Source organism: Pseudoxanthomonas sp. JBR18 (assembly GCF_028198165.1).
In the GTDB taxonomy this organism is placed as follows: domain Bacteria; phylum Pseudomonadota; class Gammaproteobacteria; order Xanthomonadales; family Xanthomonadaceae; genus Pseudoxanthomonas_A.
In genome coordinates this window covers 2,836,323-2,857,241 of the sequence record NZ_CP116339.1, presented here as the reverse complement: position 1 = coordinate 2,857,241, position 20,919 = coordinate 2,836,323, and the positions used below count along the sequence as shown (strand labels likewise).

The 20,919-nt window shown below is 63.6% G+C and carries 16 protein-coding genes and 1 pseudogene; 5 read left to right on the top strand and 12 right to left on the bottom strand.

The window, feature by feature from the left end; translation table 11 throughout:
• Positions 1-109: 109 nt before the first annotated feature.
• The gene (locus PJ250_RS12800) at positions 110-3,106 is read right to left on the bottom strand and encodes a TonB-dependent receptor (RefSeq protein ID WP_271644959.1); all 2,997 of its coding nucleotides are present in this window, start codon (positions 3,104-3,106) and stop codon (positions 110-112) included.
• A 223-nt stretch (positions 3,107-3,329) separates the two neighbouring features.
• Between PJ250_RS12800 and PJ250_RS12795 the strand changes: the two are divergent.
• Positions 3,330-4,437: pseudogene (locus PJ250_RS12795) on the top strand (IS3 family transposase).
• A 1,488-nt stretch (positions 4,438-5,925) separates the two neighbouring features.
• Here PJ250_RS12795 and PJ250_RS12790 read toward each other — a convergent pair.
• The gene (locus tag PJ250_RS12790; RefSeq protein WP_271644958.1) at positions 5,926-6,525 is read right to left on the bottom strand and encodes a TetR/AcrR family transcriptional regulator; all 600 of its coding nucleotides are present in this window, start codon (positions 6,523-6,525) and stop codon (positions 5,926-5,928) included.
• Positions 6,526-6,741: 216 nt separating this feature from the next.
• On the opposite strand from PJ250_RS12790, the gene PJ250_RS12785 reads away from it, so the two are divergent.
• The 3 genes from PJ250_RS12785 (at position 6,742) to PJ250_RS12775 (ending at position 10,616) form a co-directional block, all read left to right on the top strand.
• The gene (locus tag PJ250_RS12785; RefSeq protein ID WP_271644956.1) at positions 6,742-7,599 is read left to right on the top strand and encodes an alpha/beta fold hydrolase; all 858 of its coding nucleotides are present in this window, start codon (positions 6,742-6,744) and stop codon (positions 7,597-7,599) included.
• Positions 7,596-10,070, top strand: coding sequence for an acyl-CoA dehydrogenase (locus PJ250_RS12780; protein WP_271644954.1), 2,475 nt, complete (start codon positions 7,596-7,598; stop codon positions 10,068-10,070). Before PJ250_RS12785 ends, PJ250_RS12780 begins: the two co-directional genes overlap by 4 nt.
• A gap of 69 nt (positions 10,071-10,139) precedes the next feature.
• Positions 10,140-10,616 carry a hotdog fold domain-containing protein gene (locus tag PJ250_RS12775; protein ID WP_271644953.1) on the top strand — a complete coding sequence of 159 codons (477 nt, stop codon included), beginning with the start codon at positions 10,140-10,142 and terminating at the stop codon, positions 10,614-10,616.
• Here PJ250_RS12775 and PJ250_RS12770 read toward each other — a convergent pair.
• The 3 genes from PJ250_RS12770 to PJ250_RS12760 all read right to left on the bottom strand — a co-directional run bounded on the left by PJ250_RS12770 (position 10,613) and on the right by PJ250_RS12760 (position 13,420).
• Positions 10,613-10,969: a DUF1304 domain-containing protein gene (locus PJ250_RS12770; protein ID WP_271648624.1), complete on the bottom strand. Its 357-nt coding sequence runs from the start codon at positions 10,967-10,969 to the stop codon at positions 10,613-10,615. The genes PJ250_RS12775 and PJ250_RS12770 overlap by 4 nt on opposite strands.
• A 39-nt stretch (positions 10,970-11,008) precedes the next feature.
• Positions 11,009-12,388 (bottom strand): NTP/NDP exchange transporter, encoded by a 1,380-nt coding sequence (locus PJ250_RS12765; protein ID WP_271644951.1) that lies wholly within the window; start codon positions 12,386-12,388, stop codon positions 11,009-11,011.
• A 144-nt stretch (positions 12,389-12,532) separates the two neighbouring features.
• Positions 12,533-13,420, bottom strand: a complete 888-nt coding sequence (locus PJ250_RS12760; protein WP_271648622.1) for a DMT family transporter — start codon at positions 13,418-13,420, stop codon at positions 12,533-12,535.
• Between the two features lie 258 nt (positions 13,421-13,678).
• Here PJ250_RS12760 and PJ250_RS12755 point away from each other — a divergent pair, with 258 nt between their 5' ends.
• Positions 13,679-15,154 carry a serine hydrolase domain-containing protein gene (locus PJ250_RS12755; protein WP_271644949.1) on the top strand — a complete coding sequence of 492 codons (1,476 nt, stop codon included), beginning with the start codon at positions 13,679-13,681 and terminating at the stop codon, positions 15,152-15,154.
• 189 nt (positions 15,155-15,343) lie between these two features.
• Here the strand turns inward: PJ250_RS12755 and PJ250_RS12750 are convergent, their stop codons facing one another.
• The 7 genes from PJ250_RS12750 to PJ250_RS12720 form a co-directional block, all read right to left on the bottom strand.
• Positions 15,344-15,895 carry a hypothetical protein gene (locus tag PJ250_RS12750; RefSeq protein WP_271644948.1) on the bottom strand — a complete coding sequence of 184 codons (552 nt, stop codon included), beginning with the start codon at positions 15,893-15,895 and terminating at the stop codon, positions 15,344-15,346.
• A 703-nt stretch (positions 15,896-16,598) separates the two neighbouring features.
• Positions 16,599-16,991, bottom strand: coding sequence for a glycine cleavage system protein GcvH (gene gcvH / locus PJ250_RS12745; RefSeq protein ID WP_271644947.1), 393 nt, complete (start codon positions 16,989-16,991; stop codon positions 16,599-16,601).
• A gap of 69 nt (positions 16,992-17,060) precedes the next feature.
• Positions 17,061-17,681, bottom strand: coding sequence for a 2-hydroxychromene-2-carboxylate isomerase (locus tag PJ250_RS12740; protein WP_271644946.1), 621 nt, complete (start codon positions 17,679-17,681; stop codon positions 17,061-17,063).
• Positions 17,682-17,687: 6 nt separating this feature from the next.
• Positions 17,688-18,794, bottom strand: coding sequence for a glycine cleavage system aminomethyltransferase GcvT (gene gcvT, locus PJ250_RS12735; protein ID WP_271644945.1), 1,107 nt, complete (start codon positions 18,792-18,794; stop codon positions 17,688-17,690).
• Between the two features lie 49 nt (positions 18,795-18,843).
• Positions 18,844-19,485 carry a CPBP family intramembrane glutamic endopeptidase gene (locus PJ250_RS12730; RefSeq protein ID WP_271644944.1) on the bottom strand — a complete coding sequence of 214 codons (642 nt, stop codon included), beginning with the start codon at positions 19,483-19,485 and terminating at the stop codon, positions 18,844-18,846.
• A gap of 9 nt (positions 19,486-19,494) precedes the next feature.
• The gene (locus PJ250_RS12725; RefSeq protein ID WP_271644943.1) at positions 19,495-19,926 is read right to left on the bottom strand and encodes an NfeD family protein; all 432 of its coding nucleotides are present in this window, start codon (positions 19,924-19,926) and stop codon (positions 19,495-19,497) included.
• Between the two features lies 1 nt (position 19,927).
• Complete coding sequence (locus tag PJ250_RS12720) at positions 19,928-20,893, bottom strand: SPFH domain-containing protein (protein WP_271644942.1); 966 nt, start codon at positions 20,891-20,893, stop codon at positions 19,928-19,930.
• Positions 20,894-20,919 lie beyond the last annotated feature (26 nt).

Below are 20,919 nucleotides of genomic sequence, written 5' to 3'. Positions count from 1 at the left end.
GGAGAGCGTGGTGAACACGCTCCCCTTTCGCACCAAGGCCGCCATTCGGCGCTTATTTGACCGGCGTTACTCTATTAGGCGGCCCTTTCTTTCCATACCGCAGTCCTATTTAGAAATTCCAACGCACCGCGAAGCGAACGTAACGGGGGTCCGAGTAACTGATCACGCGGTTAGTCGAGTTGTACGGACGACCCACACCACCATTCTCGCCATATTCCACGATGTTCTGTGCCACTTGCTTGTTAAAGACATTGAACACGTCCACTGAGAACTCCAAGCGTTCAGCCGCTGCAGCCGGAATATAACTCAGGCCCATATCAAGCTTGTATTCCCAGGGCAGACGACCATTAGTGCCACGTGCCGACGCCTCGCCGTTGCAGTAATGGTAATACGGGCCACCGTACGCATACAAGGAATTGAACTCTTCGTTCTCCGGTGTATTCGGGTAATAACCTGTGCAGCTCTTCGGGCGCCCAGAGCGAATCGTTGCCGTCGCCGACACACGCCATTCTGGCGTCAATTGATAGAAACCACGGGACTTCAGATAGTGGCGTCGATCATTCGGCAAATACCCGTTGGAATGCTCCATCAATTCTGGGTGATCCCAGATAAGCGTCTGCGAGACGTCTCCCTGGCCGACGTCGGAATTGAGCTGTCCCTCTGCATTACCGTAATTGCGCGAGAAGGTGTAGTCCACACGGGCATACCACTTGCCATCAAACGGGTGCTCCGCAAAAAGATCCACACCTTGATAGATGCGCTTGAGCTTCGGGAAACCCAGCTCCTCAGCCGTCAACGGAACTTGGACGAAGTTACCGCTGCCGTCATCTAGCAGAAAGGTATTGGCCTCGCCAGGATTGAACAGACGGCAAGAAGCAAGTCCGTTTCCGAGATTCTCGGCAACCTCCTCCGAATAACCATTGTCGATAGCCCATGCATAAGCGGGACGATAATCGCACATGTCGTCAATAGCACTACGCAGGGTGCGATACACGTAACGTGCACCGACGGTTAAATCCTCGTTGATCTGCTGCTGGAAACCGAGGATGACCTCATCCTGGTAGTGTGACTTCAGGCCCTGCGCCGCGACGGTACGCGGATCCGGTGCCTGACCGTATTCCCGGTTGGAAGAATACGGACCATCGCCCAAGGGTGCGATACCCAGCGGAGCACCCGTATTCGGATCAATTCCGGTAAAGGAGAAGTACTCGTTCGTAAACAACGAGCCTGCAGCGCCACGTAACGCCACGTTGTTAGGCATGGCGAGGTGATAGCGGCCGGCATTAGCATAGATCTTCAGCGTAGAGTCACCATTAACATCCCAACTCACGCCGATACGCGGCGCCCATTGATCCTTCTGCTCGACATAAACCACAGAGTCGGCGTTGTAGTTCTCAAAGTTCTCGTTGCGGACACCTAGCGAGAGCAGCCAGTTATCGCTGATCTGCCAGCGATCTTCCAGATAATAGGCATACTCTTTGACCTTAAAAGTACCTCCATTAGCGTACTTATACTGCGAAACATAGTCGCCATTACCACCCGGACAAGCCGCGCCACCGCCGCCAGGAATCAATGTGTCACCAGGAGCGCAGGTATTGTAGATCCAGCGGTAGCCAGGACCAGAGGTCACCTGGCCAGAGCGCGACTCGAGGTTCTGAAGATCATAGCCCGCACAAAGCGTGTGGTTACCCAGACGATATTCAATGTCGAAGCGGCCACCATCAGTTTCATCGTATGCATCGGGGAACGCAAGCTGTGCGTATGACCCAAACTGTACAGGCGAAGCCCCGCCACGGGAATCACTCACGTAGGTGACGCTGGGGTCATAGCCGTCAGGAATAGCCTCGTGATCCTGATGCTGTTTGCCGTAAAGGGCGCTCACCGTCAGGTCATCAGTTATGTAGCCGGTGTACTTCCCAATGTACAGTTCTCCACCGTCTTTGTAGTAGTAACCACCGGTTTTATCATACGAGCGTGAGAACTCATCCTGACCGCCGGCGTAGGTGAAACCGTAGTAATCCACGCGCTGTTTGGTGACGTCGGACACCCCCGTGAACTCAAGTACGTGGTTGTCGGTAATATTCCAGTCCAACTTCGCCAGCCAGCGTGGGATATCGTACCGTGATGCCTGGTAGCCACTTGTAGCGCTACCTGGACGCGCCAACACACCAACCCTGTCCTGTTGCGTGATCTCACCGCCGACATAAAAGAACAGGCGATCCTTGATGATTGGACCACTGGCCGACATCGCGTAAGAGAATTCCTGGCGGCTGTTCTCATCGCGCTTCTGGTAGACCAAACCATCGCTGGAGGTACCGTTGTTTTCATAGCGGATGTTTTTGTAGTCAGAGCGCAATCCAGAGGGACTGAATGTGGCTAGCCCCCCAAATTTGAACTCATTCGTACCACGCTGGGTCACAATATTAACAACACCGCCGGTTGCTCGCCCAAATTCGGCGCCGTAACCACCGGTGATCACCTGGAGCTGGCTGATGCCATCAAACGGCAGCGTGGTGGAGCCAAGATTAGTCAGCGGGTTGGTGACGGCGTAGCCATTGATGTAGAAGGCATTTTCTGACGCCGCCGAGCCGCCAAAAGAAGCCGTTCCAGGGTAGCGAGAATCGGCACCAACCACACCCGGTGCAAGCAGCGCCACCGACTCAATGCTGCGCCCCACGGAGATCTTGCTCAACTCTGCAGCGGTGAACACGGTGAGGGTGTCAACCGAGGAAACGTCAATCGGCGACATCCCGGTTCCCTTCACCACGATGCGGTCTAGGTCCTGAGCATCACCGGCAAACGATACTTCCGTACCGCCAGCGATCTGCACGTTGACGTCCTCACGAGTGCTAACAGCTTGTCCATCCTTAAGTAGGGTGACTTTGTAAACGCCGTTTTGCAATGCGGTAGCCCGATAACGGCCTGCCGCATCCACAGTAACGGTGCGCGACTGCCCTGTTGCGGTGTTTTCGATCAGGACAGTTGTACCAGGCTCGGCCGAGACCTGTCCGAAGATGGTGCCCGTGGTGGACTGTGCATGCGCGACGGACGCGATGCTCATGCTCAAAGCCACGCACAAGGTAGCGCGGCGCAGGGTGCGGCTCATCGTACTCATCAAATTTCCCCAGTTGTCAAAATTGTCAGCTCACGTCACTTAGTGTGAGCCTTACCCAATTATTGACAAATTCTTAATCAATTCGCAACAGATCGCGAAATGAGCGCAAACGTCTTGTCACCTACATCTTGCAGTTGGACTGTTGCCGCCCTGAATCGCCCAGCCTTTTGTAGACACCTCGGAGCCATCCACAATGGCGATGCAGGAGGTGCCAATGAGCGGGAAGCGATACACAGACGAGTTCAAGATTGAAGCGGTACGTCAGGTCACCGAGCGGGGCCATCGCGTGGCGGAGGTGGCCGAGCGCCTGGGGATCACGACGTACAGTCTCTACCGTTGGATCCGGACATGCAGGAGCCCCAGGGCCGGTAGCCTCGCGTCCGAGGTCGAACAGAGCGCTGAGATGCGCCGCCTGAAGGCCGAGCTCCGTCGCGTCACTGAGGAGCGGGACATCCTAAAAAAGGCCGCCGCGTGCTTTGCCAAGACGTCCGGGTGAAGTACGCGTTCATGAAGGATCACGCACGCGAGTTCCGGCTGGCAGCGATGTGTTGCGTGCTGGGGCGTGCATCGCAGCGGCTACTACGCTTGGCTGCGAGCACCGCTCAGCGGAAGGGCCAAGGAGGACCAGCGCTTGCTGGGCTCGATCAAGCAAGCGTGGCTGGAAAGCGGTGGTGTCTATGGTCATCGCAAGGTGACGCTGGACCTGCGCGACCAGGGCGAAACTTGCAGCCGGCACCGGGTGGGACGTTTGATGAAGGAGGACGGGCTTCGCGCCATGGTCGGCTACAAGCGCATGCCAAGGCCGCGCGGTGTGGCGGCGGCGTTGGTGGCTGCCAACATTCTGGTTGACGGACATCACCTATATCCGCACCCATGCTGGCTGGCTGCTCCTGGCTGTGGTGATCGATCTGTTCTCGCGCCAGGTCGTCGGCTGGGCGATGCGCTCGACTCAGCATGCAGACGTCGTTCTGCAGGCGCTGCTTGCAGCGGTCTGGAGCCGCAAGCCCAAACCGGGCCTGCTGCCGCACTCTCACCAGGGCACGCAATTCACGGATGAGCAATGGCAGTCGTTCGTGAAAGCGCACGGGATCGTCTGCAGCATGAGCCGGAGGGGCAACTGCCATGACAACGCGGTGGCGGAGAGCTTCTTTCAACTGCTCAAGCGCGAGCGGATCAAGCGAAGGATCTACACCGACCAGGCCGAAGCCAGGGCCGAGGTTTTCGATTACATCGAGATGTTCTACAACCCGAGGCGCCGGCATGGTTCCGCCGGGGGCGTGTCGCCTGTAGAGTTCGAGAAGCAGCAATCAGGCGGCTCGTAGGTGTCTACGAAACCCTTGGTGATTCAGGCGGCAGGACCGCCGAAAGCACCTGCTCCAGCGCTGATCAGGGCGTCGATCTTAGTCAGCCGGGGAAGTGGATGACACAGATCAAAAAGGTTCCCCAGACGGGCCTAACAAGCCCTCAACGGCACCACGCTCCACGGCAGGACGCTGTTTGCGTATGTTTGGGAAGTGCAAGGAAAAATGCGCTCAGCCCAGCCCAAGCTGGCAATCCAAGCACTTTTCCCACTGCGCAAAGCGTCTAAACATTTTGGGCTATGCAATTTTTTCAGGGGCAGTTTAAGTCCCAACAGCAACACCTGATCGATCCAGTCTGTCTTTTGGGCGGGCAGGAACACTCCCCATTGGGTGCGGTAGTTCATCGAGACGCGTGGTTGATGGTTCATTTCCAAGGCGATAGCGTCGAGCTGATGCTGGGTGTAGACGCTAAGGTCCGTGCCCCTAGGCGGATAACTGGCGCGGCAAACCGTCGGAGTTCTCACCGATTCCACGCTGCCAGGGGCTGTGTGGGTCGCTGAAGTAGATCGACAGGCCGGCCCACTGGGCCAGCTGCCCATTGCAGAGCCATTTCCTTTGGCAACGCCCTTGATGAAGCCTCCTTCCCGGCGCGCCGGAACCAGCCGGTCCTGTACCTCGGGGCGCTCGCACGTGAATGCTGACCATCTCTTGCAGTTGGCCACGCGGATCAATACCGAGTAAGTGTGGCTGTCGCTTGCCGTGTCTTTGGCCTAACAAACGCGATCAGCTCACGACGCAGTTCGCCGCGCGGCATGGCATAGATGGCTATAGAGCGTTTCGTGCGACACCCTGCCCAGGTTGCCCACAGTCTGTTGGGGCGACCATCTTTGCGCCAACAGGCTGTAGACCTGGCCCCAGAACCGGCCACGTGGATCGAGTTTGCGTGGGGTGCGTGGCTTGCGACGCAGGCATCTGGCGCGCGCCGGCAAGGGTAGCCTGGTATCAAGGGCTGTGGCGTAGGCGTTCGATGGGAGGTCGCCGGCAATCGGTGTGATCGCCATTGCGGCGCAGTTCGCGGCAGATTGTGCTCGGCGCACGATCCAACACGCGAGCCCCTTCGCGGACGGAGACCTTGCGCTGCCGCAACGCCATGATCGTCCCGCGCTCCTCGGCGCTCAGGTGCTCGCAATAGACGCCCATTATACCTATAGCGTTGCGCTTGAGGTTAGAGACCGCCGGGCAAACTCTTCGAGGAGGAATTTTTGCCTGACTTGGCACGCCCCAAGGCCTCACTTGCTGCTCGTCCCCCGCCGGTACGCGCCCGCTTCGAAGCAGCATGAGTCCTTGGGACGGGACCTAATACGCATCGGGACCGGCGTCCGCCCCCCGCGCCGAGAAATTGATTGAAAGCATCGGGTGCGAACTTCCGCGCCATTGAAGGACAGTTCCCGAAGTCTTGACAACCCACACCTTTCACCAATAAAGACGCCGCGCTGGGTATGGTCAGCCTCAGCAGGGAATCAGCGCCGCGATCACGTGGTTGACGTAGTCGTCGAACTCTTCATGTTGCATGCGTGGCTGGTGGAGCTGTAGGGAGAGTTGCAGGAAGCCAACATAGGCCGCATACGCCAAGCGGGCCCGGTGCTGGGCGTCTGTGCGACCAAGGCCAGCCTGCCGGAAGGAGGCCACCAGGTAGTCCATGCGGCGCTGGGACACACGCTGGATGACAGGCTGGACGGCCGGGTGGTCCAGGGCCTTGAGCAGCTCACTATAGATAATGTGTGACTTGGCCTCATGCGCCACCAGCAGGAACAGCTGACGCAGGCGCTCGCGCGGATCGGGCACGACCTCAAGGCTGCCGAACACACTCTCCTGCTCGACCGTCTCCCAGCGTTCCAGCGCTGCCTGCAGGAGCGCGTCGCGCGAGGGGAAGTGCCAGTAGAAGCTGCCCTTGGTGACGCCGAGACGCCGCGCGAGCGGCTCGACCGCGACGGCCGCGACCCCTTGTTCGGCCACCAGATCCAGCGCCGCCTGAGCCCAGTCGTCGGCGCTCAGTCGAGGCGCGCGGGTGGAAGTGGAAGACCGGGTCGGCACGGCAGGTGTGTTCATGTCCGCATTTAACCATACGGCCGGGAATGCAGCGGTACGTTTGCTGCGCCGCAGCATCGAAATCCTTTCCGATCAAACGCTTGTATGGATTGACGTGGGCGCGAACGCACTCCCATACTATTGCGTATGGTTACGACATCACCCTCTCTCGATCACCCCGACGAGCACCCGATTGCGGCGAGGCTGATCGGGGCCTGTGGCATGGGGCTGAGCGGAGTGCGATTCACGCCGGCCCCCGTCGCCAAGCGTGATGCGCTGGAGGTGTTGTACAGCCATGGCTTCGGCCAGACCCACCAAGCCTGGCGTCGAACCGGCCAGACATTGGCGCGCCATGGCTATGGCGGTCTGGCGTACGACGCCCGGGGTCATGGAGCCTCCCAGCGCAACCCCCACGACCAGGCCTATACAGGCGAGCAGTTCGTGGATGACCTGATCATCGTGGCCGGTGAACATCCTGCCCCGCCGGTCCTGGTCGGCGCTTCGATGGGCGGTCTGTTCGGGCTGCTGGCCGAGGCGCGCTGGCCGGGCCTGTTTTCGGCGCTGGTGCTGGTCGACATCACGCCGCACTGGGAGCAGGCCGGCCTGTCGAAGGTGCTGGAGTTCGCGACGGCGTTTCCGGCGGGTTTCGAATCGCTGGAGCAGGCCGCGGATGTGGTGGCGGCCTACCTGCCAGATCGGCCGCGTCGCGCGCCGGAAGAACTGGCCGCCCTGATGCAAGAGGGCGACGATGGCCGATGGCGTTGGCATTGGGATGCCAGGTTGATCGACGATCTGGTGCGCGACAGCGCGCGACATCAGGACGACATCGCCCATGCCGCACGTAGCGTGCGCTGCCCGGTCCTGCTGATCAGCGGAGGCCGCAGCGAGATGGTCTCCGATGCCGGCATCCGCAGCTTTCAGGCCATGGTGCCCCAGGCCCGCCATGTCCAGTTGCCCGGCGCGGGGCACATGCTGGCTGGCGACCACAACGACGCGTTCACCGATGCCGTCCTGGACTTCCTGCGAACACTGTCACCCTCCTCCTCCCGTTTCTTCAATACTGTCCCCGATTCCGCTTCCGGAGCACGCTCATGAGCATCCTGGTCCCGTTTGTCGCCGTTCTGCTGGCGGGTGCATTCGCCGCCTATCATCGCCTTCGCTTGGCCTTCTGGGCGGCCATCAGTGCCTGCTTGCTCGTGGCGTGCTGGCTCCTGGGCGCCAACGCCACCGCGTGCGTCGTCGCTGCGGTGATCGTGGCCGCGGTGACCTTGCCACTGTTGTTGCCCGCCTCACGCAAGGCGCTGGTGAGCGCGCCGATGATGAAGTTCTTCCGCAAGGTGCTGCCGCCCCTGTCGCAGACCGAGCGCATCGCCCTGGAAACCGGCTCGGTCGGCTTCGAGGGTGAGCTGTTCACCGGTGACCCGGACTGGCAGAAGCTCCTCAACTATCCCAAGCCGCAGCTCACCGCTGAAGAACAGGCCTTCATCGACGGTCCGGTCGAACAGCTGTGCACCATGATCGACGACTGGGACATCACCCACGTCCGCGCCGATCTGCCGCCGCAGGTCTGGGACTTCGTCAAGCAGCACAAGTTCTTCGGCATGATCATCCCGAAGGAGTACGGCGGCCTGGGCTTCTCGGCGCTGATGCACCATAAGGTGATCCAGAAGATCTCCTCGATCTCCTCGGTCGCCAGTTCCACCGTCGGCGTGCCCAACTCGCTGGGGCCGGGCGAACTGCTGGTCCACTACGGCACCCAGGAACAGAAGGACTACTACCTGCCGCGCCTGGCCGCCGGACAGGAAGTGCCCTGCTTCGGCCTGACCGGTCCGTTCGCCGGCTCCGATGCGACCTCGATCCCCGATTACGGCATCGTCTGCAAAGGCGAGTGGAACGGCGCCAACGTGCTGGGCGTCAAGCTGACCTTCGACAAGCGCTACATCACCCTGGCCCCGGTGGCCACGCTGATCGGCCTGGCCTTCCGCATGTACGACCCGGATGGCTTGATCGGTGACACCAAGGACATCGGCATCACCCTGGCGCTGCTGCCGCGCGAAACCCCGGGCGTGGACATCGGTCGTCGTCACTTTCCGCTCAACTCGCCGTTCCAGAACGGCCCGATCCATGGCAAGGACGTCTTCATCCCGCTGAGCCAGCTGATCGGCGGTGCCGACATGGCCGGCAAGGGCTGGAACATGCTCAACGAGTGCTTGGCCGTCGGCCGTTCGATCACCCTGCCCTCCACCGCCTCGGGCGGCGCGAAGTTTGGCGCAGTGGTGACCGGCACCTACGCGCGCATCCGTAAGCAGTTCGGTCTGTCGGTCGGCCGCTTCGAGGGCGTGGAAGAAGCCCTGGCTCGCATCGGCGGCAAGGCCTACGCCATCAGCGCCCTGGCCCAGGCCACCGCGGCGGCCGTGGACCGCGGCGACGTGCCGTCGGTGCCGTCGGCGATCGCCAAGTACCACTGCACCACGATGGGCCGCGAGGTCGTGTCCGATATGATGGACGTGGTGGGCGGCAAGGGCATCATCCTGGGGCCGAAGAACTTCGCTGGTCGCGCCTGGCAGGCCGCACCGATCGGCATCACGGTCGAAGGCGCCAACATCATGACCCGCAGCCTGCTGATCTTCGGCCAGGGCGCGATCCTGTGCCATCCGTGGGTCATGAAGGAAATGAAGGCCGCGCAGGACCCGGACCGCGCCGCGGGCCTGGACGCGTTCGATCGTAGCCTGTTCGGCCACATCAGCTTCGGCATCTCCAACGCGGTGCGCTCGTTCTGGTTTGGCCTGACCGCCGCGCGCATCGGGGCGGCGCCGGGCGATGACTACACCAAGCGCTTCTTCCGCAAGCTGGACCGCTATTCGGCCAACCTCGCCCTGATGGCCGATGTGTCCATGCTGATGCTGGGCGGCAAGCTGAAGTTCAAGGAATCGCTGTCCGGTCGCCTGGGCGATGTGCTGAGCCACATCTACATGACCAGCGCGATGCTCAAGCGCTACCACGACGATGGCGCGCCGCAGGCCGAGCGTCCGCTGCTGGCCTGGGCCTTCCACCACAGCGTGCACGAGATCGAGTTGGCGCTGTCGGCGGCCCTGCGCAACTTCCCGATCCGTCCGGTCGGCTGGTTGATGTGGGCACTGATCTTCCCGTGGGGCCGCCGTGCCGAGGCGCCGGGCGATCGTCTGGGCCACCGCGTCGCCGCGCTGCTGATGGCACCCAACGCGGCACGCGACCAGCTCGCAGGCGGCGTGTTCCTCACCCCGTGCGAGAACAACCCGGGTGGGCGCATCGCCAGCTACCTCGCCAAGGCGGTGGCGGCCGAACCGGTGGAACGCAAGTTCCTCAAGGCCCTCAAGACCAAGGGCATCGAAGCGCTGGACTACACCGCCCAGCTGGACGAGGCCGTGCGCGAAGGCGTCATCAGCGCCGAGGAGCGTCTGCAGTTGGAAGAGCTGCGCGCCCTGACCATGGACACGATCAGCGTGGACGATTTCGATCCGGCCGAACTGCGCTCGGCGGGCTATCGCGAAGATGCCAGGGAGACCGCTTCACGCGAAGCGGCATAACGCATCCAACAAGGGCAGTCACACAACGGCGGACTCAAGGGTCCGCCGTTGCCGTCTCCGGAGCGCACCATGGCCGCATCACTTCTCACGCTGTATCGTCGCCTCCAGCGCTGGCCTGCCGGCGACTGGTTGTTCTCCCGCGCGGTGTGCCTCAAGGCCCCCTACTTCAGCAGCATCGGCCCTCGCATCGTCAAACTGGAGGCGGGTCGCTGCGAAGCGCGCATCGCCGACCGTCGTCGCGTCCACAACCACATTGGCACCGTGCACGCGATCGCGCTCTGCAACCTGGCCGAACTCACCGCTGGGCTGGTGACCGATGCCAGCCTGCCGCCGTCGATGCGCTGGATCCCCAAAGGGATGTCGGTGCAATACCTGAAAAAAGCCGTTGGCACCCAGCATGCCGTGGCCACGCCAGCCGAGCCGCTGCGTGAATCAAGCGAAGCTTATGCGCTACCGGTCGATGTCGCCGTGCGCGATGCAGGTGGCGAAATCGTCTTCACCGCACGCGTGGACATGTGGGTGTCGCCCAAGCCGGCGCGCGCCTAGACGTTCGCCACCAGGCAGACCAGCGCCAGCGCCGCCGGCGCGGCCTGGATCCACAGGATCCGACGACTCACCGTGGCGGCGCCGTACGCACCTGCGACGACGACGCAGATCAGGAAGAAGGCGGCCACGCGCAGGTCTTTCAACAGCAACGCGCCCCAGAGCAGGCCGGCGGCCAGAAAGCCGTTGTAGAGCCCCTGGTTCGCGGCCAGCACGCGTGTGGTTTGCGCCTTCTCCGGCGACATGCGAAAGGTCTTCAAGCCCAGCGGCTTGGTCCATAGTGCCATTTCCAGCACCAGAAACCACAGGTGCAGGATGGCGACAAGCACAGAGAGCAGCATTGCGATCGGTGGCATGTCCACACCTCCTCGGTGTCAGGAATTTGGTTGATTGATTCAGGTGCCCGCGCGTGCTCGCCGGACCGCCGCGTCGCCGGTTTGGGCATCGCCCCCGGACGGCAGTCGTTCGGCTGCGCGCAGCAGGCGCCACGCACCCGCCGTCATACCCATTGCCAGGAACAGTCCTGCGATGAACACCGCGCGCGATCCCAGGCCCGACAGCGCCTTGTATATCCAGCCGAAGCTGAGGTCTCCACCACGATAGATGACGGTGTCGATGGCCGCGCCGGCCTTGTAGCGCCACTGACGACCGACCCGGGTGTAGATGGTCTCGCGCGCAGGCTTGGCCAGCGCGAACTCGCCGGTGCGTGTCACCACCTGCACCACCGCCACCAGCAGCGGCAGCGGCGAGGCAGCCAGGGCCGCATAGCCAATCACGATCGCAAAGCCAGGGACCAGCAAGCCCGGAGCGATTCCGAAACGCGATAGCAGCAGGCGGGTCAGGGTGAGTTGTAGCAGCAGGGTCAGTCCATTCACCGCCAGGTCGATGTTGGCGTAGAACTGTGCGCTGTCGGCGGGGTTGGTGAACGTGCGGCGCACGATCGCGGCCTGTTCGTTGTAGAGCATGGTCCCCACGCCGACGCCCATCAGTACCAGGACAGCGAGCCAGCGCAGGACCGGCTCACGCGCGATGAGCTTCAGTCCACCCAGCACGTCGCCGCCCATCGGCACCTCGCCGGAGACCAGGCCGCGCTCCTGCTCGCGTTTCACTGCCCACCCGCGCAGCTTGAAGATGCACACCACGCATGCAGCTAGGAAACCAGCGGAGATCAGCATCATGTTGCCTACCCCCAACTGCCCGACCAGGACCCGCACCAGCACCGGCCCCACCAGCGCACCGATGGTGCCGGCCGCACCGATGTAGCCATAGCAAGCCCGCGCTTGGTCACTGCTGAAGACGTCCGCCATGAAGCTCCAGAACACCGCCACCGCAAACAGGTTGAAGACTGCTAGCCACAGGAAGAACGCCATGCCGCGGCCGGGTACCTGCCAACGGAACATTCCGTAGAACACCAGCAGGGTGGCAATGAAGAAGCCATACACCACGGGGAGGAACACACGCCGCGGATAGCGACTGACCAGGAACCCGTACGCCGGCTGCAGCAGCAGCATGATCAGGAAGGTGCCGGTGAACAGCACCTGCAGGGTGAAGTGCCCCAACGCGACCCCGTGCTCGGCGAAGAACGCGATCATCGCTGGCGGGAACACGGCGGTCACGTCGGAGGATGCCCCCATCGCCTCACGCACCGGCCGCAGCACGTAATAACCGCTGAGCAAGCAGAAGAAATAAAGGAACGACCAGATCAGTGGCGGCGACTCAGCCAGCGCATGGCGGAAGCGCCCAAGCCACCCGACCGATTCCTGCGGAAGGCTCACAGGCTTTCCGTCCGGGACTGACACGCACACACCAGCATGGGGAGGACTCATCGAGGCGATACGCGCGCACGGTATCCGATGCATCGCAGCATCGCCAGCATGCCCCGTGCGCCGCAATGTTCCTGCGATGCGCGCGATCCGATTTCAGTCGCGGCCGCCGCGGGTCACCAGCCACACGCCCAAGGCAGCGCATGCGAACCCGGCGGCCTTCAGCGCGGTCAGATGCTCACCCAGAGTGAAGTGCCCGAAGACCGCCGTTACCGGCGGCATCAGAAAGAACAGCGCCGCGACCCGCGTGGCCGCCCCACGGCGGATCAGCAGGAACAGCAGGGCAAAGCCTCCGATCGAATTGACCAGGACCAGCCAGGCCAGCGGCGCGTAGAACGCCATACGGTGGTCGAAGTCGAAGCCCTCCCCCAGCGCGAACGGAAGCAAGACCAGCGCTGCCGCGCCGTTTTGCAGCGCCAGGCCCAGGCGCATGTCCACGTGGGCCGCGTGCCGTTTCTGGTACAGCGTGCCCGCCGTGATGCCGGCCAAGCCGAGCAGCAGCATGGCCCAGGCGCGCAGTGGCGTGGCGCCATCCACCCGATCGGCCACCACCAGCGCCACGCCGAGCAGGCCCAGCGCCATGCCGGACCAGCGCACGGCCCCCAGCCGGTCGCTGCCATCCAGCGTGGATACCAGCGCCACCAGCAGAGGCATGGCCCCGATCACCAAGGCGGACACGCCGGCATTGGCGCCCCACTGGAAGCTGACGTAGACCGCGCCGAAGTGCATCGCCAGTATCAGCACGCCGGTCACCGCGCTGTGCCAGACGTCGGCGCGCCTGCATGGCCGTACGCGCGCCAGCGCAGCCATGACGCCGAACAACGCCGCCGCCAGCCCGAAGCGCAGCACCAGCGACGTCAGGGGGGCGGCGTGGGTCACGGCGAGCTTGCCGGCGATGTAGCCGGTGCACCAGACCAGGACAAAGCTCAGGCCGATCAGGCCACCAGCATCGTTGCGCTGCGCGGAGGGGTTGGGGGGAGGCATCGGCACGATGATCACCTGCGCTCGCGGTGTCGTCTTTGATGCTTTGGTCGCGCCTGCCCTGCGCTACCGGTGAAGATTTCCAGCCGCCGGAAAATTGGCGGGCGTCGATTGGAACGGCAGATGCAATTCCCCTTGTTGGGGGACATCAAAAAACTGAACAGGATGAACAAGATGCCGTCGCAATCTCCTGCCGTTTGTGCATCGCCCGAAAGCAGCGTTATGATCGAATCAAGCAGGTCTTACGCGGGCGTTTTGCACATGAATGAACACAGCGGGCGCCGCCGTGCGCGATCGTTGCGGATGAGCTCACTGGCCATGCTCTTGCCGCTGGCCCTGTCCTCCACCGCGCAGACGCCCACGCTTTCCGCCGTACCGGCGACGGCCGTGACCGCTGTCGCAGAAGCGTCTCCTGCCGCAGCCAAGGCCTGGCGCGCCGCGCCGGCACCCTATCAGTCGCCGACCAAGCCGCTGCCGTACCGCACCGCGCTCAAGCCAGCACAGATCCGCCCGGTCGCCCCCGGCTTCGATGTCGCAGCGTTCGAGGCCCTGGCCAATGACCTGACCGTGGGCGAACGCGTCCCGGGCTTGGCCATGGCGATCGTGCAGGATGGACGTATCGTCAGCGCACGCGGCTATGGCGTGACCGACGTCGACCATCCGCAGCCGATCAACGGCCACACCGTGTTCCGCCTCGCCTCCCTGTCCAAGGCCTTCGCCAGCACGATGACCGGTCTGCTGGTCAACGATGGCGTGCTGCGCTGGGACAGCAAGGTCGTGGACTACGTGCCGCGCTTCCAGCTCAGTGACCCGACCGCCACCCGCGAGGTGACCGTGGCCGACGTGCTCAGCCACCGGACCGGGCTGCGCTGGCATAACGCCTTCGACCGCGACATCGAGAACAACGCCGACTACTACACCGTCTCGCAGAAGCTGGCGACCGCTCCGCTGGGCTGCAAGCCGGGCGCCTGTTACGAGTACCAGAACGTCGCCTTCAGCCTGGTGGGCGACGTGGTGTTCGCCGCCACGGGCAGTTTCTACGACCAGGCGGTCGATCGGCGCATCTTCAAGCCCCTGGGCATGAACGACGCCAGCATCGGTCTGGCCGGAATCGAACACAGTGCCAGCTGGGCCAAACCGCATGTGCGTGCACGGCGCGGCTGGACCTCGCTGGCGCCCAAGCCCACTTACTACCGCCTGGCGCCGGCCGCCGGCGTCAACGCCAGCGCCAGCGACATGGCCGAGTGGCTGCTGGCGCAGTTGGGGCATCGTCCCGACGTCCTGCCTGCGCCGCTGCTGGCCACCTTGCATGCCCCGTTGATCACCACGCCGGGCGAAATGCATGCCGGTTGGCGGGGGACGCGCGTGGATTCGGCCAGCTACGCTCTGGCCTGGCGCGTGCTCGACTATTCCGGTCAGCAGGTGGTGTTTCATGCTGGTGCCGTGGAGGGGTACCGCGGATTGATCGCCCTGGTGCCCGGACGTGACTTCGGCGTGGCGATCCTCTGGAACAGCACCAGCCACCTGCCCTCCGCCCTGCTGCCCACGGTGCTGGACACGGCGCTGGGCCTGCCGCCGCAGCAGTGGCTCAATACCGACATGGGCAAGCAACTGCTACTGGCCCAGACCCATGGACGCCCGCTCCCGGCCGCGATGCACGTGGCCGACGACGATGGCAGGGACGATGACGACGAGCCCGGCGCCTCGGCCGGCAGGTCCGTGGCCGCGCCACGCTGATCCTGGTCTGGGTCTCCTCAACGCAAACGCCGGGTCATTCCCGGCGTTTTGCTTTTCGAGGCATGGCGCAGATCACCGCTTGCGCCACGTCTGACCGGCGCGCAAAAAAAACCTTCTCCCCGCTGGGCGCCGGGGAGAAGGTTCGCAGTGGCATTCCGGTATTGCGTGCGGCAGTTGCCGCGGCCTTCTTTAGATCAGCGGCGCCGGAGTGGCCGGCAGCGCGACCGGGGCCGGCTTCTTCTTGGCAACCTTCTTCTTCGGTGCAGCCTTCTTGGCGGCCTTCTTGGCCGGGGCCTTCTTCACGGCCTTCTTGGCGGCAGCCTTTTTAGCAACCTTCTTGGCCGGCGACTTCTTGGCGGCCTTCTTCACAGCCTTCTTGGCGGCGGCTTTCTTGGCAGTCTTCTTGACGGCCTTCTTGGCAGCGGCCTTCTTGGCGACCTTCTTCACCGCCTTCTTGGCCGGCGACTTCTTGGCGACCTTCTTGGCAGCAGCCTTCTTGGCGGCCTTCTTCACGGTCTTCTTGGCCGGCGCTTTCTTGGCGACCTTCTTGGTGGCCTTCTTGGCCGATTTCTTTGCAGCTTTCTTCGTTGCCATGTGATGGCTCCTCGTCAGTGAACTATTGGATGAAGCATCCAGTACTAGGCCCAGTACTTGAAACGCAGCGGGAGTCGGACCCGCATGCAGCCGCCGACGCGCCATGCGCGCTGGGGCGGATCTTGTTCGGCAGCGCGACGCGCGCATGCCGTTGGCCGATCCAAGCAAAGACACCCGCGACCGGTGCGGTGCAGGTGTCCAGTTGAATCAGGCGCTGAGTTTCCTCGGGGGAAGCGAAGCCTTCGACCATCCTGTTCGGGGTACGGGTGGGCGACCTTGTCGTTGTGCGTTTCGTCGCGATGACCGGCTCGCTTGCGTTGTGGTGCGAAGGTACGTTGGGGCGAAACCTAATCACGGTTTTTATAGGTGTCAACCGTTTTTCAGAAAAATTTCCGCGCGTGTTTACGCGCCCTCCAGTCGATGTTCCGGCAACCGCGTTCGCGTCGCCGCCAATCGCATCATCCAACGGCACCGCAGGTGCGTACATGCATTCAAGCAGAGTGCTTTTTTTATGATGTTTCCTGCTTGGCTTCGCGTGCATGCACGTTGCCGTGCAGACACGCCGTCGATGCGACGCATGCCGTGCATGCCCTGTGCGCGGAGTTGAATCGCGGCTGATTTCTCTCGCGTGATCCGCGCCGCTTTTCGCGTTGCACAAGCTTCGATCCGCGCGAACTGCGCAAACTTTTTCGCGCTTGCAGACGCCTTGTCGACGACGCAGCACGCATCGCACCCGCCCTTGCACCCGCACGCATCACACAGGTCGCGTCGTCGGAAAAGAAAACGCCGCGTCCTTTCGGACGCGGCGTTGGGTGATGCGTTCTTCCGGGCGAACCCCCGGAGGCTTGCGTCACGCTTCGTCTTCGAGCTGCTCGGCGTAAGCGTCCGGGTCGAGCAGTTCAGCCAACTCGTCGGCGTTGCTGATCTCCACGACGAACAGCCAACCTTCGCCATAGGCGTCTTCGTTGATCGTCTCGGGCTTGTCGGACAGCGCCTCGTTGACCTCGACCACGGTGCCCGACACCGGGCTGTAGACGTCCGAAGCCGCCTTGACCGACTCGACCACGGCACTGGCATTGCCCGTGGTGACCGTGTCGCCCACGTTGGGCAGCTCGACATAGACCAGGTCGCCCAGCAGGCTCTGGGCGTGGTCGGAAATACCGACGGTGACCCGTCCGTTTCCTTCGACGCGGGCCCACTCGTGGGACTTGAGGAATTTCAGATCGCCAGGGATCTCGCTCATGGGGGTGCTCCGGTCGAATTCATGAATGAAGGGAAGGACGCAAGTTTAGCCAAAGCCGTCGCCGACTTGTCACCCGGCACGGTAGGGCGGGCGCTCGCTGGCCAGCGCTGCGTCCAGCATCTCGATCCGGTCCTGCCCCCAAAACGGCTCGTTGAAGCGCACGTAGCCGGGTAAACCGGGCAGGCCCGCCTTGATGGCCGCCTGCGTATTGTCCGCGTAGATGCCTTCGATGCGCCCACTGGCTGCGTCCTGCAGGACCGCCTGAGGGTCGAAGCCGCGCGCGGCCAGCAGCGCGGCCAGCGTGTCCGGCTCGGCCAGATCCTGCTCGTTGACCCACAGCGCGGCGAACGCATCGGCCATGTAGCCGGCCGGATCGTGCCCCTGCTCGACCAGGGCGATCACGCTGCGATCGGCCAGGGCTACGTCCACCGGATAGAACTTGGGCTGCAGGTTGAGCGGCAGTCCACGCTGGGCACGCACGCGCTGCAACTCGATCAGGCGATACGACTGCCGCACCGGCGGACGTTGCGGTAGCGGCAGCGAGCCGACCTCCGCGAACAGGTCGAAGATCCGCACCGGGCGCACCTTCACCGTCGCCCGATGTCGCCTGGCCGTGTCCATCAGCGCCTGGTGGCCCAGGTAGGACCAGGGAGAAATCAGGCTGACGAAGTAATCGATGGACTCGGCCATGGCGTTCTACTCCAGGACGCCAGGCTGGGCCTGGCCGTCGCGCACGAAAGGAAACTTCACGACCCGCACCGGAACCTCGCGGCCCCGGATGTCGACGCGGACCGCACCAGGCTCGCCCGCTGGCACGCGGGCGAAGGCAATGGCCTTGCCCAGGGTCGGCGAGAAGGTTCCGGACAGGATCTCGCCCTCGCCCTGGGCGGTCAGGACTTTCTGGCCGTGGCGCAGCACGCCCTTGTCGTCCATCACCAGCCCGATCAGCTGGCGCGGGGCGCCCTGCAGTTGCTGCGCCTCCAGTACTGGGCGACCGACGAACTCGCGGCCCTCGTCCAGCGCCACCGTCCAGCCCATCGCCGCCTCGTAGGGAGAGACGGATTCGTCCATGTCCTGGCCATAGAGGTTCATGCCCGCCTCCAGGCGCAGGGTGTCGCGCGCGCCAAGGCCAGCCGGCGTGACGCCGGCATCCACCAGTGCACTCCAGAACGCCACAGCCGCCTCGGTCGGCAGCACGACCTCGAAGCCGTCTTCGCCTGTATAGCCGGTGCGGGCGATGAACAGGTCCACCCCGTCGGTCGTGCGGGCCTCCAGCGCGGCGAAGCGGCCGAGCTTGTCGGCGGCGGCGCGGTCTTCCTCACGCAACAGGCCGATCACCTTGGCGCGCGCGTTGGGCCCCTGCACCGCGACCATGGCCAGCTCGGGGCGCTCGGTCACTTCAACGCCATAGGCCTGCGCCTGGCGGTTGATCCACGCCAGGTCCTTCTCACGCGTGGCGGCATTGACCACCAGGCGGAAGAACGCCTCGTCCAGGAAATACACGATCAGATCGTCGATGACCCCGCCGCGCTCGTCGAGCATGGCGGTGTAAAGCGCCTTGCCGGGCTTCTTCAGCTTGTCCACCGAGTTGGCCAGCAGGTAGCGCAGGAATTCGCGCGTGCGCGGCCCGCGCAGGTCGACCACGGTCATGTGGCTGACGTCGAACATCCCGGCGTCGCGGCGCACGGCATGATGTTCCTCGATCTGCGAGCCGTAGCTGATCGGCATGTCCCAGCCGCCAAAATCCACCATCTTGGCGCCCAGGGCGCGGTGACTGTCGTTGAGGATGGTCTTCTGGGTCATGGCCTGGTCCGTTCAAAGAAGCCGGCATTATCCCAGAAGCAAGCCCGCCTTACCCTGGCATGCGCCCCAGGGGGATGAGAAGTAGGGCCACCATGTCCGAGCATGCGTGGAATCCCACAAGCGAAGCGAGCTGCTGCCGATAGCGCCACTGGAGCAACCCGAGCGGCAGGCACAGCAGTGCCGCGTTGATCACGCCAAAAATCCCGAGTTGCACGTGGTAGAGCGCAAAAGCGGAACTGGTGGCCAAGAACGCCATCACCGCCCCTGCCCGCCCCGGCATCGTCATGCGACGGAGCGACGCATGGAGCACGCCCCGAAAGACCCATTCTTCGTAAAGCCCGCCAATCAGCCACGCCGCGCTCCAGGCCGCGAGCAGGCTGCCTACCCCCCTTTGTACGAATACGAAGTCCGAAAAGTCTGGACGCAGGCCGGTGAGCCACACGATCCAGGGACCCAGGACCAGGAAATTGACCAGCCCCCACACACTGCCAAGGACACATCCCAGTACAAGCTGCGACCAGCGCCAGCGGGATCCGGAAACGCCCACTTCCGGCCAGCGCATTCCCTGAAGCTTCAGCGCCGCGCGGCACAACACCAAGCCAGCTATCGGGTACAGGAAGAAAGGAACACCCAGATGGGGCGCGACCAGCGCAAGGACCAGACAGACCCATGCCAATGCGCGTGACATCATTGAACCAGATCAGGCCTCGACCACCTGCAGAGTCATGCCATCGGTGGCCACGACCCGCACTGCAGTGCCAACCGGTAGATCCGGACCCTCCACGCTCCAGTACGTGTCGGCGATCTGGATGCGGCCGCGGCCGCGCACGATGGGGTGCTCGAGCACAGCGGTCTGGCCGACCAACTGCTCTGCGCGGCGGTTGAGCAGCGGTTTGTCGCTGACCTGGGCACGGGCACGGAACCAGCGCCCGTAGACCAGCAGCGAGGCAATGGCGAAGACCGCGAACAGAATGGCCTGCGGCAGGATGTCCAGGCCCGGAGCGACCAGCATCACCGCCATCATCGCCGCGGCAGCCAAGCCCAGCCACATCAGCGAAGCGCCGGGGACCAGCGCCTCGGCCGCGAACAACACCAGCGCCAGCACCGCCCAGAACGCCAGACGCGTGGCCATGTCAGGCGCCCGGACGCGGCACGCGCGGGGGCACGGTCGGCGGGCGCGCCGGATCCTCGCCCAAGGCTTGTCGCGCCAGTTGGGCGATGCCGCCGAGCGAGCCGATCATGCCGGAGGCCTCCATCGGCATCAGCACGAATTTCTGGTTGGGCGCGGTGGCCAGTTCCTTGAACGCTTCCACGTACTTCTGCGCCACGAAGTAGTTGATCGCCTGCACATCGCCCTCGGCGATGGCCTGCGACACCAGCGTGGTGGCCTTGGCTTCGGCTTCGGCCAGGCGCTCGCGGGCCTCGGCCTCGCGGTAGGCCGCCTCGCGCTTACCCTCGGCCTCCAGGATGGCGCTCTGCTTCTCGCCTTCGGCGCGCAGGATCTCCGACTGGCGCGCGCCCTCGGCCTCCAGGATCGAGGCGCGCTTGTCACGCTCGGCCTTCATCTGCCGGGCCATCGCGTCGACCAGGTCGCGCGGCGGCTGGATGTCCTTGATCTCGATGCGGTTGACCTTGACGCCCCACGGGCTGGTGGCGTGGTCGACCACGCCCAGCAGGCGCGCGTTGATGGTCTCGCGGTTGCTGAGCGATTCGTCCAGGTCCATCGAACCGATGACGGTGCGGATGTTGGTCTGCACCAGCGCGATCATCGCCTGGTCCAGGTTGGACACCTCATAGGCCGCCTTGGCCGCGTCCAGCACCTGGAAGAACACCACCCCGTCCACCTTCACCACCGCGTTGTCCTTGGTGATGACTTCCTGCGAGGGCACGTCGAAGACCTGCTCCATCATGTTGACCTTGCGGCCCACGCCCTGCATGTAGGGAATCAGGATGTGCAGCCCCGGCGAGAGCGTATTGGTGTACTTGCCGAATTGTTCGACCGTGTACTCGAAGCCCTGCGGCACCACGCGCACGCCCTTGAACAGCGTGACCACGACGAAGACCACGATCACCGCGGCCAGGATCATTCCCGTTCCCATTGCGCTCCCCTCACCCCACGCCCGTG

Coding starts and splice junctions, on each gene's coding strand:
- PJ250_RS12720 (WP_271644942.1), bottom strand. CDS start 20,893: ATGGGAACGGGAATGATCCTGGCCGCGGTGATCGTGGTCTTCGTCGTG.
- PJ250_RS12775 (WP_271644953.1), top strand. CDS start 10,140: ATGGCCGCATCACTTCTCACGCTGTATCGTCGCCTCCAGCGCTGGCCT.
- PJ250_RS12800 (WP_271644959.1), bottom strand. CDS start 3,106: ATGAGCCGCACCCTGCGCCGCGCTACCTTGTGCGTGGCTTTGAGCATG.
- PJ250_RS12750 (WP_271644948.1), bottom strand. CDS start 15,895: ATGCGCGCGTCGCGCTGCCGAACAAGATCCGCCCCAGCGCGCATGGCG.
- gcvH (WP_271644947.1), bottom strand. CDS start 16,991: ATGAGCGAGATCCCTGGCGATCTGAAATTCCTCAAGTCCCACGAGTGG.
- PJ250_RS12730 (WP_271644944.1), bottom strand. CDS start 19,485: ATGATGTCACGCGCATTGGCATGGGTCTGTCTGGTCCTTGCGCTGGTC.
- gcvT (WP_271644945.1), bottom strand. CDS start 18,794: ATGACCCAGAAGACCATCCTCAACGACAGTCACCGCGCCCTGGGCGCC.
- PJ250_RS12740 (WP_271644946.1), bottom strand. CDS start 17,681: ATGGCCGAGTCCATCGATTACTTCGTCAGCCTGATTTCTCCCTGGTCC.
- PJ250_RS12780 (WP_271644954.1), top strand. CDS start 7,596: ATGAGCATCCTGGTCCCGTTTGTCGCCGTTCTGCTGGCGGGTGCATTC.
- PJ250_RS12725 (WP_271644943.1), bottom strand. CDS start 19,926: ATGGCCACGCGTCTGGCGTTCTGGGCGGTGCTGGCGCTGGTGTTGTTC.
- PJ250_RS12770 (WP_271648624.1), bottom strand. CDS start 10,969: ATGCCACCGATCGCAATGCTGCTCTCTGTGCTTGTCGCCATCCTGCAC.
- PJ250_RS12790 (WP_271644958.1), bottom strand. CDS start 6,525: ATGAACACACCTGCCGTGCCGACCCGGTCTTCCACTTCCACCCGCGCG.
- PJ250_RS12760 (WP_271648622.1), bottom strand. CDS start 13,420: ATGCCTCCCCCCAACCCCTCCGCGCAGCGCAACGATGCTGGTGGCCTG.
- PJ250_RS12755 (WP_271644949.1), top strand. CDS start 13,679: ATGAATGAACACAGCGGGCGCCGCCGTGCGCGATCGTTGCGGATGAGC.